This window comes from Microbispora sp. NPDC046973, assembly GCF_040644495.1.
In the GTDB taxonomy this organism is placed as follows: domain Bacteria; phylum Actinomycetota; class Actinomycetes; order Streptosporangiales; family Streptosporangiaceae; genus Microbispora.
On the sequence record NZ_JBEYWQ010000013.1, the window covers coordinates 22503 to 35330 of the forward strand.

The following is a 12828-nucleotide window of genomic DNA, read 5'->3' on the forward strand; positions in this document are numbered from 1 at the left end:
GATCGACGGGGGTGAGGGGTCATGATCGGGCGGCTGCTGGTCGCGAACCGCGGGGAGATCGCCCGCCGGGTCTTCCGCACCTGCCGGGAGCTGGGGATCGAGACCGTCGCCGTCTTCACCGACGCCGACGCGTCCGCCCCGCACACCGCCGAGGCCGACCAGGCGGTGCGGCTGGGCGCCCCTCTGGCGTACCTCGACCCGGAGCGGATCGTCGAGGCGGCCCGCAGGTCGGGAGCCGACGCGGTCCATCCCGGATACGGCTTCCTGTCGGAGAACGCCGGCTTCGCCCGCGCCGTGCTGGAGGCCGGGCTGACCTGGATCGGCCCCTCCCCCGAGGCCGTCGCCGCGATGGGCAAGAAGATCGAGGCCAAGGCGCTGATGGCGGAGGCCGGTGTGCCGGTCCTGCCGACCATCCCGCTGTCGCCGGACGGCCCGGTGGAGATGACGGCCCCCGTGCTGGTCAAGGCGTCGGCGGGCGGCGGCGGGCGCGGCATGCGGGTGGTGCGCGATCCGGCCGATCTGGCCGCGGCGGTCGAGTCGGCCCGGCGGGAGGCGCTGTCGGCCTTCGGCGACGGGACGCTGTTCGCCGAGCCGCTGCTGGAGGGCGCCCGCCACATCGAGGTGCAGATCCTCGCCGACGCCCACGGCACGGTCTGGGCGCTCGGCGAGCGCGAGTGCTCGATCCAGCGCCGCCACCAGAAGGTGATCGAGGAGGCCCCCTCCCCCGCGGTCACCCCCGAGCTGCGCCGCGAGCTGAGCGAGACGGCGATCCGGGCCGCCCGTGCGATCGGCTACCAGGGCGCGGGCACCGTCGAGTTCCTGCTCTCGGACGAGGGCTTCTTCTTCCTGGAGATGAACACCCGCCTCCAGGTGGAGCACCCGGTCACCGAGTGCGTCTACGGCGTCGACCTGGTGCGGCTGCAGATCGAGGTGGCCGAGGGCGCGCGGCTCGCCGCGCTGCCGCCGAGCCCCGTCGGTCACGCGATCGAGGCCCGCCTGTACGCGGAGGACTCCGAGGGCCGCCCGCAGAGCGGCGTGCTGCACCGTTTCGAGGTCCCCGGCGTGGACGGCGAGTTCGGGCTCGGGGCACGGCTGCGGCTCGACTCAGGGGTGCTCTCCGGCACCGAGGTGGGCGTCCACTACGACCCGATGCTCGCCAAGGTCGTCTCGTACGGCCGGGACCGGGCGGAGGCGGCCCGGCGGCTGGCGGACGCGCTCGCGCGGGCGCGCATCCACGGGCTGACGACCAACCGCGACCTGCTCGTGGGAGTGCTGCGGCACCCGGACTTCCTGTCCGGGGCGCTCGACACCGGCTTCCTCGACCGGCACCCGGCACCGGCCCCGCTCGCCGGTCCCGCGGCCGCACGGCTGTCCGCGCTCGCGGCGGCGCTCGCCGGGGCGGCGGCCAATCGCGCCGCCGCCCGGCGCGACGGCGTGCTCGGCGGGCTGCCGAGCGGCTGGCGCAACGTCCCCTCGCAGCCGCAGCGTACGGCGTTCGGCGCCGAGGACGGCGGACGCCTGGAGGTCGCCTACCGGCTGACCAGGGACGGGCTGCGGGCCGAGGGCTTCGAGGACGTCACGCTCGTGACCGCGGAACCCGGCCGGGTGGTGCTGGAGACGGCGGGCCTGCGGCACGCCTTCGAGGTGGCCGCCTACCCCGATCCCCACCCCGGCACGGTGCATGTCGACTCCCCGCTCGGCCCGGTGCGGCTCACCCCGGCCGAACGGCTGCCGGAACCGGCCGCTCGCGTGACGCCGGGGGCACTGCCCGCCCCGATGCCGGGTACGGTCCTGCGTGTCGAGGTCAAGCCCGGTGACGTGATCGAGGCCGGGCAGCCGGTGGTCGTGCTGGAGGCGATGAAGATGGAGCACCTGATCGTGTCCCCCGCCTCGGGCACGGTGGCCGCGCTGCACGTGGCGCCGGGCGCCCAGGTCGAGGCGGGCGTGCCGCTCGCCGTCATCGAGCCGTCGCCGCCTCAGGGACCGGGCGACGGCCCGCGGACGGAGGGAACCGGAACGGACCCCGCGACCGAGCCCGGCACCGCAGCCGGCACGGAAGCAGACACGGAAGCAGACACGGCGGCAGACACGGCGACCGGCCCGGGTGCGGATCCGGATCCCGGCGACCACCCCGGCGCGGAAGGCCACCCGGAGGCGAGTCCTGAGATGAGCCCGGAGACGAGCCCGGAGACGAGGCTGGAGACGTTCCCGGAGACGGGCGTGCCGCCGGGCGTTCCTTCCGGCGTCGAGACCGGCGCGGATCCGGGCGGGGAGGCGACGCGGCCGTGAGCGAACCCCAGGACGTACTGGTACGCCGGGAGCAGGCGGGCGGCGTGGCCACGATCACGCTCGACTCGCCGCACAACCGCAACGCCCTGTCGTCCCGGCTGCTGCGGCAGCTCGACGACGCCCTGTCGTGGGCGCTGGACGAGCCCGCCGTACGGGTCGTCGTGCTGACCGGCGCGGGACGGGTGTTCTGCGCGGGCGCCGACCTGAAGGAGCAGCGCGCCGGAGGGGCGCCGGTCACCGCGTCGTTCCCCGACATCATGCTGCGGATCTGGGAGAGCCCGAAGCCGGTCGTGTGCCGCCTGAACGGCACGGCGCGAGCGGGCGGCCTCGGCCTGGTCGCGGCCTGCGACTTCGCCATCGCCCCGGCGACCGCGTCGTTCGCCTTCACCGAGGTGCGGCTCGGGGTGGTCCCCGCCATGATCGCGGTCACCTGCCTGCGCCGCCTGGAGCCCCGGGCGGCGGCGGAGTACTTCCTCACCGGCGAGGTCTTCACCGCCGAACGCGCGGTGGAGATCGGCCTGCTGACCCGCGCCGTGCCGGCCGACGACCTCGACGCGACCGTGGCGCACTACACCGGCATGCTGCTGCGCGGCGGCCCCGAGGCGCTGGCGATCACCAAGCGGCTCGTGCGGGAGGTGCCGCTGTTGCCGGTCGAGGAGGGGTTCCGCGCGATGGCCGCGCTGTCGGCCGAGCGCTTCACTTCGGAGGAGGGGCAGGAGGGCATCCGGGCCTTCGCCGAGAAGCGGCCCGCCGCCTGGGTCCCCGCCGAGGCTTCGGCCCCAGAAGCCGGGCGATGACGACGGAGGCCGGGCGGCCGGGACCGATGCGGGTCGCGAACTGCGGCGGCTTCTACGGCGATCGGCTGTCGGCCGCCCGGGAGATGGTCGAGGGCGGGCCGATCGACGTGCTGACGGGCGATTGGCTGGCCGAGCTGACCATGTCGATCCTCGCCGGCAACCGGCTCAAGGGCCGCCCCGGCTACGCCCGCACGTTCCTCACGCAGATGGAGCAGGTCCTCGGCGCCTGCCTCGACCGGGGCATCAAAGTCGTCGCCAACGCGGGCGGCCTCGATCCGGCCGGCTGCGCGGAGGCGGTCTCGGCCCTGGCCGACCGGCTCGGGCTGCGCGCGGCCGTCGCCCACGTCACCGGCGACGACCTCATGCCGCTCGCCGAGCCGCCGGTCAAAGCGGACACCGGCGAGACCCTGCGGGCGACCCCGCTCACCGCCAACGCCTACCTCGGCGGCCGGCCGATCGCGGTGGCGCTGGAGCACGGCGCCGACGTCGTCGTCACCGGGCGGGTCACCGACGCGGCGCTGGTCACCGGGCCCGGCATGTGGTGGTTCGGCTGGGATCCGGGCGACCTCGACCCGCTGGCCGGTTCCGTCGTCGCCGGGCATGTGATCGAGTGCGGCTGCCAGGCGACCGGCGGCAACTACGCCTTCTTCGAGGAGGTGCCGGACCTCGCCCACTGCGGCTTCCCCATCGCCGAGCTGTACGCCGACGGGTCGAGTGTGATCACCAAGCACCCCGGCACCGGCGGGCTGGTCTCGATCGGGACCGTGACCGCGCAACTGCTGTACGAGATCGCCTCGCCCCGCTATCCCGGGCCGGACGTGACCGCCAGGTTCGACACCATCCGGCTGGAGCAGGAGGGGCCCGATCGGGTCAGGATCACGGGCGTGCGCGGCGAACCCCCGCCGGACACGCTGAAGGTCGCCGTCACCTACCTCGGCGGCCACCGCAACACGATGACGCTCGTGCTGACCGGCCTCGGCATCGCGGCCAAGGCCCGGATCGCGCAGGAGGCGATCTGGGCCCGCGTCCCCCGCGAGTCGTTCGAGCAGGTGCACGTGGAACTGACCCCTCTCGGGGCGGGCGGCGGCCCTGCGGAGGGGAACCGCCGGGACGACGCGGGGACCGCGTTGCTGCGGATCACGGTGATGGATCCCGATCCGCGCAAGGCCGGGCGGGCGTTCTCCTCGGCCGTCGTGGAGACCGGTCTGGCGAGCTACCCCGGCTTCTACGGCCTGACGCCGCCCGGCGACGCCTCCCCCTATGGGGTCTACTGGCCCTCGTCGGTCGACGCGCGGGCCGTGCTCCCGGTGGTGACCGTGGGCGGAGTCCGCGTCGAGGTGCCGCACGTGCCGCCGTCCGGTCCGGTCCTGGGCGAGCAGGCGGGCGGGCCGCCGCCCGGCGACGCGGCCGGCGACGCGATCGCGCCGTACGCCGGGGATCTCGCGGCCGGGCCGGTCGCGCCGCTCGGCACGGTCGCCGGCGCCCGCTCGGGCGACAAGGGCGGCGACGCCAACCTCGGCGTCTGGGTGCGCGACCCCGCACGGTATCCCTGGCTCGCGGCGTTCCTCACCGTGGACCGGCTCAGGGACCTGCTCCCGGAGGTCGGCGACCTGCCGATCGAGCGGTTCGCGCTGCCGAACCTGCACGCGCTCAACTTCGTCGTCCACGGGCTCCTGGGCGCAGGCGTGGCGGCCAGCCCGCTCCTCGACGCCCAGGCGAAGGCGCTCGGCGAGCGTCTTCGCGCCGTGTGCGTGCCCGTTCCCTCGTGACTAGGATGGCGCGCGATCGCCGCCAATCGGGAGACAAGGACATGCGATTGCGCTTTCTCGGCTCCACGTCGGAGGCGGGGGCCTGTCCCTCCCTCTACGAGACCGACCGCGGCACGATAGTCGTCCAGGGCCTGGAGGTCGTGGACCGCGAGGCCCGCGCCGACCTGCGCCATGTGCTCGACGGAGAGACCGCGGTCGAGGTGCCGAGGGAACTCCTCGTCGAGATCGCCCGGCGGGTCTTGCCTGTTCACGACTGATGGCCGCCCTCTGGCGTGATCCGGTCCGCCGGGTCTACCTTGGTCCGCACCACGGCCGGAGGTGGGCATGAGCGGTTTCCATCAGGCCCGCATGGACCTGGGAGCCCAGCTACGCCGGTTGCGGGAGAACGCCCGCCTGTCCGGGAAGGACCTCGCCGAGCGGCTGCGCTGGCAGCCGTCGAAGGTCTCGAGGATCGAGAACGCCCGCCAGACCGCCACCGAGGACGACGTGGTTCTGTGGGGGAAGGCCGTGGACGCCGACCCGCAGACGATCGACGGCCTGATCCGGAAGGCGGCCGGCCTGCTGGAGCGCCAGGACTCCTATCGGCAGCGGCACAGGAACGGTCTCGCCACGCTGCAGGAGGACGTCCGCGACCTGGAGACGCGCACCCGGCTGTTCCGGGCCTTCGAGCCGGGCGTGGTGATCGGCCTGCTGCAGACCACCGAGTACGCCAGGCACATCTTCGGCAAGGTCAGGCGGGTCCACGAGTCGACCGACGACGTGGACGACGCGATCCGGGTCCGCATGCGGCGCCAGGAGATCCTGTACGACCCGGCGCGGCGGTTCCGGTTCGTCATGCCGGAGGCGGTGCTGCGTTACCGGCTCGCGCCCCCGGACGTGATGCGCGGCCAGCTCGACCGGCTGATCGCGGTGACCACGCTGCCCAACGTGGAGTTCGGGCTGCTGCCGTTCGAGGCGCAGTTGCCGTCCGCCCTGATGAACTCGTTCTGGATCTACGACGACTGCCTGGTCGGGGTGGCGACCAGCACCAGGGACCTGCTGCTTCGCGACGCCGAGGACGTCGCCTTCTACGCGCAGGCGTTCGAGGAGTTCTGCGAGGTGGCGGCCTTCCGCGACGACGCGAGGGCGCTGATCGTGCGCGCCCTCGACGATTACGCCCGGCCGCGCTGACCCTGCCGCGCTGGCCCGGCCGCCGTACGCGCACCGGGAGGTCCCGCCGGCGGGCCCGTGGCCGGTCAGAGCCCGGCGGCGAGCGAGCGCAGCCCGGCGATCACCTCGGCGCCGCTGGGCGCGTGGTCGGGATCCACCAGCCACTGCAGCATCAAACCGGTCAGCAGGGCGAGCGGCACCGAGCCGCCGAGTCCCTCCCGTCCCTCGCGCTGTCCCTTGGCGAGGTGTTCGCGTACCTCCGGTGACCGCTCGGCCTGCACCACGGCCTCGAGCTGGGCCACCCACAACGCCCGGTGAGTGGTGAAGCTGTCGATCAGCGCCTGCCAGCCCTCCTCGGGTCTGCCGGACGGGGTGCGAGAGGCGATTTCCTGGGAGAGCTCGTCGACCGCTTCCACCAGGGCCTGCGTGAGCAGGGCGTCCTTGGAGCCGAAGTGGTAGCCGATGGCGGCGTGGCTGACCCCGGCGGCCGCGGCGATGTCGCGGACGGTCGTGTGCGCCCAGCCGCGCTCGATCAGGCACCGCTTGGCCCCGGCCAGCAGATCCTCTCGGTTTCCCATGCCCCGCAGCATACCGGGCCGCTTGTCCAAATGGTTTATCCAAACGGTTTGACCATTTGGACAAATCCGGGCTACGGTCGTGCCATGACCGCGACGAAGGTTCTGATCTCGGGTTCGAGCGTGGCCGGACCCGCCCTTGCCTACTTCCTGCACCGCGACGGCTACGAGGTGACGGTGGTCGAGCGCGCACCGGACCTGCGCGACAGCGGCTACGCCGTGGACTTCCGCGGCGCGGCCTTCGACGTGCTGGAGGAGATGGGCATCCTCTCCGAGGTCCGCGAGCACGACACGAGGATGGGCGGCACCGTCCTGGTCGACGAGGAGGGCGCCGAGATCGGGCGCCTGCCCGCCGAGGCGTTCGCCGGCGAGCTGGAAGTGCCCAAGCGCGAGCTGACCCGCATCCTGCACCGCGTCACCGCCGGCGACGTGACGTACGTGTTCGGCGACTCGATCAGCGCGCTGACCCAGCACGCGTCTGGAATCACCGTCGAGTTCGAACGCGGCGCCACCCGCGAGTTCGACCTGGTGTTCGGCGCCGACGGCGTGTACTCGAAGGTCAGGCGGCTGGCCTTCGGCCCCCATGCCGAGGCGCTGCGGCACCTGGGCCTATCGGGCGCCGGCTTCAGCACCGCCAACCACCTCGGCCTGCGCCGCAGCGGCATCCTGCAGCACGGCAGGGACACCGCGATCTTCCTGCTCAGCACCGGCGACGCCGACCGGCTCACGGTCAGCCTCTCCTTCTCCACCGCCTCACCCGCGCTCGACAGGCGGCCCAGGCACGAGCAGGAGCAGGCGGTGCGCACCGCCTTCGCCGGGCGCGGCTGGCAGGTGCCCCGGTTGCTCGAGGCGATGAGCGAGGCCGACGACTTCTCCTTCGCCTCGACCTGCCAGGTCCACCTGGACCGCTGGTCGTCGGGCCGGATCGCCCTGGTCGGAGACGCGGGGTACTGCGCCGCGCCGACCAGCGGCATGGGCACCTCACAGGCGCTGATTGGCGCCCGGACGCTGACACGCGCCCTGGCCTCGGCGGTCGGTGATCACGCGGCCGCCTTCGCCGCGTACGAGGCGGAGCTGCGGCCCTACGTCACGGAGAACCAGGCGATCGGTCAGGAGACCGCGGCGACGATGTTCGGCGGCGGCGGAACCGGCCCCGCGGACACGCGCTCGGCGTAACTCCTCCCCCTGCGCACGCACTCCGGGTAGCGCCCCGTGGGCGCGCGCTCCGCTCGGCCCCTTCGGCACCGGGCGCGGGGCGTCACGGCCCGGCCCCGGCCGCGACGTCCCGCCTCACTCCACCCGCGGCCGTCCGTCACTTCCCCAGGGCGGTCTGCAGGTCCATGACGTGGTCCTGCGTCTGCTGCAGCAGCGGGCGCAGCGCCTCGGCCACGTCGCTCAGGCCGAGTTCCTGGGCCTGCTCCACGCGCTCGCGGTAGCGGCGCAGCTGCTCCTGCTCCAACTCCAGGTCGAGCCGGAGCGCGTCGGCGCCGTCGGTCGCCACCGGCACCTCGGGAACGCGGACGCTCGGGACGCCGCCGAGGAAGTCGATCTGCTCGGCCAGCGTGCTCGCGTGGTTGAGTTCCTGGCCGAGGTGCTGCTTGAGCTCCTCGATGATCGACAGGTACTGCGCGCCCTTGATGGTGGCCGCGTGCTGCACGTACTGCACGATCGAGCGGTACTCGCTCTCCAGGTCCTCGTTGAGCAGGGCGATGAAGCCCTCCGTGTCCATGTGAGGTCGTCCTTTCGTCGGTCGGAAGGCCCATCACGTACCCGCTGGGGAGGCGGCCGAACGCCGTCAGCCCAGCTTGTAGAGCGAGGAGCCGCCACCGTCCGCGCCCCCGTACTCCGCGGCCTCGACCTGCGTGCCGTGCGCCTTCACCCATGCGGTGACGTCCGAGCTCGTGCCCCGGGAGGGCCCGAAACCGCCGTCGCCGATCAGGATGTAGGCGAGCTTCCCCTCGGCGACGTACCGCTGCAGCTTGCCGACCGTCATCGCCGGGTCGGACCCGGTGAACCCGCCCATCGCGATGACCGGCTCGCCGGTGGACAGGATGAGCGACGACGCGCTCTGCGCGCTGTCCACCGCCACCAGCCAGGTGGCGCTCCCCTTGTTCCGCTTCAGGTACGCCGCCATCGCGGCGTCCACCTGGCCGCCGGGCCCGCGCATGCCGCGTCCGCCCTGCCGGTTCCCGTCCTGGGCGTTCTCCTCCTGGGCGTTCTCCTCCTGGGCGTTCTCCTCCTGGGCGCTCCCGCCGGGTGCCGTGCCCTCGGGAGCCGTCGCGCCACCCGATCGCGTGCCCGCAGGCGGGTTCATGCCGCCCATTCCGCCCGGGCCCTCGAAGCCGCCGCGGCCGAACGGTCCTCCCCTGCCCTGTGACGGCCCCGCCGTGGGGTTGGTGCCGTTCACCGCCGCGCCCAGCGGCGTCACCGCGTACGCCGCGGGACCGGCCAGCCCGGCCGCGACCGCCGCGGCGAGCGCCACCGCGGTGATCCGCGCGGCCGTCCGGCCCCCACGCCCGGCCGGACCGACGCTCCCCGTGCCGTTCCCCGTGCCGTTCCCCGTGCCGCGGCCCGCGAGCGCCGTGACCGCCAGGGCGAGCACCGCGACCGCCGTGCCGCCCGCGACGGCCCAGGCCAGCCACGGCACGAACTCCGGCGTACGGCGCAGCACGACGAACGACCAGGCCCCGGTCACGGCGATCGCGGCGGCCAGGATCAGCCGCCAGGCGGCCGAGGCGCGTGCCGCCCGCCACATCAGCACGCCGCCGATGCCGGTCAGCGCGGCGACCGCGGGCGCCATCGCGGTCGTGTAGTACGGGTGGAAGGTGCCGCTGGAGAAGCTGAAGACGGCGTAGTGCACGACGAGCCAGCCACCCCACACCAGCAGCGACGCGCGCACGGCGTTCCTCGCGGCGCCCCTCGACGGCTCGAAGCCCGGTCTGACGACCAGGACGAGGCCGCACACGAGGGCCACGGCGGCGAACGGGAGCAGCCAGGAGATCTGCCCGGCCATGACGTCGTTGAACAGCCGGCCCGCGCCGGACGCGCCGCCGAAGCCGCCTCCGGCGCCACCACCGGCGCCACCACCTGGGACGCCGCCCATGCCGCCGCCGAAGGCGCGCGCCATGCCTTCCGGAGCGTCGGCGGGAAGCCGTCCCGGACCGCCGCCGTTGCCCTCGCCGCCGAAGATCCGGCCCAGGCCGTTGTATCCGATCACCAGGTCCCAGACGGTGTCGTCCGTGCTGCCGCCGATGTAGGGCCGCGAGGACGCGGGCCACCGGTCGACCACGACCATCCACCACGCACTGGTGACCGCGAGGACGGCCCCGGCGGCCGACAGGCGCCCGATCCGGCGTACGAACGCCCCCGGCGCGGCGTAGAGGTAGGTCAGCGCGAACGCCGGCAGCACGAGGTACGCCTGGAGCATCTTGGTGTTGAAGGCGAGGCCCACCAGCACGGCGGTGACCAGCAGCGCGCGCAGCCGCCCGGTGCGGATCGCCTCCAGGCAGAACCATCCGGCCGCGACCAGCAGCAGCACCAGGACGGTGTCCGGGTTGTTGTCCCTGTTGATGGCCACGGTGATGGGGGTCAGCGTCATGACGAGCGCCGCCAGCAGGGCCGCGGCCCCGGCCGCGCGGGAGCCGAGCCCGCCCGTCGCCCGCCGTACGGCGGAGTGGACCAGGGCGACCGACGCCACCCCGGCAGCCGCCTGCGGCAGCAGCATGCTCCACGTGCCGAACCCGAAGATCCGGGCCGACAGGCCCATCACCCACAGCGCGAAGGGCGGCTTGTCGACCGTGATGTACGACCCGGCGTCCAGCGCGCCGAAGAAGAACGCCTTCCAGCTCTTCGTGCCGGAGTAGATCGCGGCGGCGTAGTAGTCGTTGGCGTACCCGTTGCGGCCGAGCGCCCACGTGTAGAGCACGGCGGCGAGGGCGAGCACGGCCCACTTCCCCCAGCGCAGGAGGGGAGTCGCGCGGTCCGCGGGAGCCCGGTGGCTCATCGGGGCCACGGAGGCGAGGAGGGTCATCGAGAGTCCTTCCGAGGCGCGAAGACCCAGGATCGCAGGAGCAGGAAGCGCAGCAGGGTGGCCAGGCCGTTCGCCACGACGACGGCGGCGAGCTCGGCGGCCCGCGACGCGCCGCCGGGCAGCGCGGCCAGGCCCCCGCTGGTCAGCGCGAGCCCGGCGACGAAGGCGACGAGCCCGCCGAGGTGATGCCGCGCGGCGCCCGCCCGGCCCCGTACGCCGAAGGTGAAGCGGCGGTTGGCCGCGGTGTTGGCGACGGCGGTGACGAACAGCGCGATCGCGTTGGCCGCCACGGGCGGCAGCACCGAGCGCAGCATCCAGAACAGCGCCAGGTGCGCCACCGTGCTGATCGCCCCGATCACCGCGAAGACGGGGATCTGCGTGCGCACCGACGTCCGGGACGGCGGCGCGGCGGGGGCCGCGAGGCTCCCCCGGGCGACCCGCCACATGCCCTTGAGGTCGTCCACGGCCGTCCTGACGATGTCCACCCGGCTGTCGGGATCGTCCACCCAGTCGACCGGCACCTCGTGGATGCGCAGCCCGTGCTGCTCGGCCAGCAGCAGCAGCTCGGTGTCGAAGAACCACGCCTCGTCCTTCACGGCGGGCAGCAGGGCCTGCACGACCTGGGTGCGGGCCGCCTTGAACCCGCACTGCGCGTCGGAGAAGCGCGCCCCCATGAGCGAGCGCAGCAGCAGGTTGTACGACCTGGAGATGATCTCCCGCTTCGGGCCGCGCACCACGTTGGACCACGGGGACAGGCGGGTGCCGATCGCCAGGTCGCTGTGGCCGGTCATCAGCGGCGCGATCAGGGGGAGGAAGGCGTCCAGGTCGGTCGACAGGTCCACGTCCATGTAGCCGACCACGTCGGCGTCGCTGGACTCCCACACCCGCCGCAGCGCCCGGCCCCGGCCCTTCTGGTCGAGGTGGACGGCCCGCACCCCCGGCAGCTCCCGGGCCAGCCGCCGGGCGATCGTCCAGGTGCCGTCCGTGCTCGCGTTGTCGGCGATCGTCACGCGGAAGCCGTACGGGAAGTCGCCGCTCAGGTAGGCGTGCAGCCGCTCCACGCTCGCGGCCAGGACGCGCTCCTCGTTGTACACGGGGACGACGACCTCGACCAGGCGGGTCCTGCGGGACGCCCCCGTCGCCGGCCCGGAAACCATCGTTACGCTCATGCCACCTCCTCGCCTGACGGCTCGGAGTTGCATTCGCAAATTGCGCTGTGCCTACCGATTCGCTCGCTTCGCTCGCTCATGGGCCCACGCTCGCGGGCCGGAATGGGACCGCTCTGAGGCGTTCATTAATGCCCGATGAGAACGCTCCCGGGAGGCTCCGGTCAGACGATCGGGGGGCGTCCCGCACGGGTGAGCCGTGCCACAGTGGCCCAGGACATGGGACGGCGCTGGCCGTGCCCGCCCTTCAGGCCCTCGCGCAGCCCCCGGAACCACACGGCGAGGTTCGCACGGGAGCGGATCCGGGCGACGCTGATCACGGTCCAGACGGCCAGATAGACGGGAATGAGCGGGGCGGGGAGCCGGCGGTAGGCGAGCCACACGCGGTTGCGCGCGACGAGGCGGTAGAAGGGGGCGTGCCTGGCGGGGTTCGTCGCCGGGTGGTGGATGACGATGTCCGGCGCGTAGTAGCCGGTGCGTCCGAGGTCCCACAGCCGCCAGCTCAGGTCGACGCCCTCGTGGAAGAGGAAGAAGTGCCCGGGCCAGCCGCCCGCCCGCTCGTAGTCGGCGCGGCGGATGAGGACGACGCCTTCGGCCATGACGGTGATGGCGCCCGGCCGGGTGGCCGTGCCGGCGCGCAGGCGGGGCACCCATCGGCGCAGCGTCACCCCAGTGCCGGGGTCGGCGATGCGCGGCTGGATGTAGGCCGCCCCGGTGTGGCGGCGGGCGACGGCGACGAGCCGGGCGAGGGTGTCGGCGGCGGGCAGGACGGCGTCGTTGTCGAGGAAGAAGACGAACTCCCCGGCGTCGGGCCCGGCGAGGGCGTCGGCGCCGGCGTTCCGCCCGGCCGGGATGCCCTCGTTGACGGGCAGGACCACCGTGCGGACCCCGGCGGGCACGTAATCGGGTTCGACGCCGTTGCCGACGATGACCACGCGCAGGTCGACGTCCCGCTGGGCCAGGAGGGATTCCATCGCCCGTTCGAACGGCTCGCGCCGGTCGTTCATGGTGAGCACCACCACGTCGACCGTGGCCTTCGGGCTGGTCATCCTG

General features: G+C 73.7%; 11 protein-coding genes. 6 read left to right on the forward strand and 5 right to left on the reverse strand.

Translation table 11 applies throughout. From position 1 onward, the window contains the following. Positions 1 to 21: 21 nt before the first annotated feature. The 5 genes from ABZ860_RS23405 to ABZ860_RS23425 all read left to right on the forward strand — a co-directional run bounded on the left by ABZ860_RS23405 (position 22) and on the right by ABZ860_RS23425 (position 6025). The gene (locus tag ABZ860_RS23405; protein ID WP_357223616.1) at positions 22 to 2289 is read left to right on the forward strand and encodes a biotin carboxylase N-terminal domain-containing protein; all 2268 of its coding nucleotides are present in this window, start codon (positions 22 to 24) and stop codon (positions 2287 to 2289) included. After that, positions 2286 to 3086, forward strand: coding sequence for an enoyl-CoA hydratase-related protein (locus tag ABZ860_RS23410; protein ID WP_357223619.1), 801 nt, complete (start codon positions 2286 to 2288; stop codon positions 3084 to 3086). The genes ABZ860_RS23405 and ABZ860_RS23410 overlap by 4 nt, the downstream gene beginning before the upstream one ends. Next, on the forward strand, positions 3083 to 4855 hold the full coding sequence (locus ABZ860_RS23415) for an acyclic terpene utilization AtuA family protein (RefSeq protein WP_357223622.1): 1773 nt from the start codon (positions 3083 to 3085) through the stop codon (positions 4853 to 4855). Before ABZ860_RS23410 ends, ABZ860_RS23415 begins: the two co-directional genes overlap by 4 nt. Positions 4856 to 4896: 41 nt before the next feature. Then, entirely contained in the window at positions 4897 to 5112 is a 216-nt protein-coding gene (locus tag ABZ860_RS23420; protein WP_357223625.1) for a hypothetical protein, read from the forward strand. Between the two features lie 67 nt (positions 5113 to 5179). Continuing rightward, entirely contained in the window at positions 5180 to 6025 is an 846-nt protein-coding gene (locus ABZ860_RS23425) for a helix-turn-helix transcriptional regulator (protein WP_357223627.1), read from the forward strand. Between the two features lie 65 nt (positions 6026 to 6090). Here the strand turns inward: ABZ860_RS23425 and ABZ860_RS23430 are convergent, their stop codons facing one another. Beyond that, entirely contained in the window at positions 6091 to 6582 is a 492-nt protein-coding gene (locus ABZ860_RS23430) for a TetR/AcrR family transcriptional regulator (RefSeq protein ID WP_357223630.1), read from the reverse strand. 84 nt (positions 6583 to 6666) lie between these two features. Between ABZ860_RS23430 and ABZ860_RS23435 the strand changes: the two genes are divergently transcribed. After that, on the forward strand, positions 6667 to 7755 hold the full coding sequence (locus tag ABZ860_RS23435) for an FAD-dependent monooxygenase (RefSeq protein WP_357223633.1): 1089 nt from the start codon (positions 6667 to 6669) through the stop codon (positions 7753 to 7755). A gap of 136 nt (positions 7756 to 7891) precedes the next feature. On the opposite strand, the gene ABZ860_RS23440 is transcribed toward ABZ860_RS23435, so the two are convergent. The 4 genes from ABZ860_RS23440 to ABZ860_RS23455 all read right to left on the reverse strand — a co-directional run bounded on the left by ABZ860_RS23440 (position 7892) and on the right by ABZ860_RS23455 (position 12824). Beyond that, on the reverse strand, positions 7892 to 8308 hold the full coding sequence (locus tag ABZ860_RS23440; protein ID WP_357223636.1) for a ferritin-like domain-containing protein: 417 nt from the start codon (positions 8306 to 8308) through the stop codon (positions 7892 to 7894). Between the two features lie 66 nt (positions 8309 to 8374). Beyond that, positions 8375 to 10609 carry a glycosyltransferase family 39 protein gene (locus ABZ860_RS23445; protein ID WP_357223639.1) on the reverse strand — a complete coding sequence of 745 codons (2235 nt, stop codon included), beginning with the start codon at positions 10607 to 10609 and terminating at the stop codon, positions 8375 to 8377. Next, positions 10606 to 11778: a bifunctional glycosyltransferase family 2/GtrA family protein gene (locus ABZ860_RS23450; RefSeq protein ID WP_357223641.1), complete on the reverse strand. Its 1173-nt coding sequence runs from the start codon at positions 11776 to 11778 to the stop codon at positions 10606 to 10608. The genes ABZ860_RS23445 and ABZ860_RS23450 overlap by 4 nt, the downstream gene beginning before the upstream one ends. Positions 11779 to 11939: 161 nt before the next feature. Continuing rightward, on the reverse strand, positions 11940 to 12824 hold the full coding sequence (locus ABZ860_RS23455) for a glycosyltransferase (RefSeq protein ID WP_357223644.1): 885 nt from the start codon (positions 12822 to 12824) through the stop codon (positions 11940 to 11942). Between the last annotated feature and the right edge of the window lie 4 nt (positions 12825 to 12828).

Excerpts from the sequence above, each read along its gene's own strand:
- ABZ860_RS23425 (WP_357223627.1), top strand. The coding sequence starts at position 5,180 with ATGAGCGGTTTCCATCAGGCCCGCATGGACCTGGGAGCCCAGCTACGC.
- ABZ860_RS23415 (WP_357223622.1), top strand. The coding sequence starts at position 3,083 with ATGACGACGGAGGCCGGGCGGCCGGGACCGATGCGGGTCGCGAACTGC.
- ABZ860_RS23435 (WP_357223633.1), top strand. The coding sequence starts at position 6,667 with ATGACCGCGACGAAGGTTCTGATCTCGGGTTCGAGCGTGGCCGGACCC.
- ABZ860_RS23445 (WP_357223639.1), bottom strand. The coding sequence starts at position 10,609 with ATGACCCTCCTCGCCTCCGTGGCCCCGATGAGCCACCGGGCTCCCGCG.
- ABZ860_RS23440 (WP_357223636.1), bottom strand. The coding sequence starts at position 8,308 with ATGGACACGGAGGGCTTCATCGCCCTGCTCAACGAGGACCTGGAGAGC.
- ABZ860_RS23405 (WP_357223616.1), top strand. The coding sequence starts at position 22 with ATGATCGGGCGGCTGCTGGTCGCGAACCGCGGGGAGATCGCCCGCCGG.
- ABZ860_RS23430 (WP_357223630.1), bottom strand. The coding sequence starts at position 6,582 with ATGGGAAACCGAGAGGATCTGCTGGCCGGGGCCAAGCGGTGCCTGATC.
- ABZ860_RS23455 (WP_357223644.1), bottom strand. The coding sequence starts at position 12,824 with ATGACCAGCCCGAAGGCCACGGTCGACGTGGTGGTGCTCACCATGAAC.
- ABZ860_RS23450 (WP_357223641.1), bottom strand. The coding sequence starts at position 11,778 with ATGAGCGTAACGATGGTTTCCGGGCCGGCGACGGGGGCGTCCCGCAGG.
- ABZ860_RS23420 (WP_357223625.1), top strand. The coding sequence starts at position 4,897 with ATGCGATTGCGCTTTCTCGGCTCCACGTCGGAGGCGGGGGCCTGTCCC.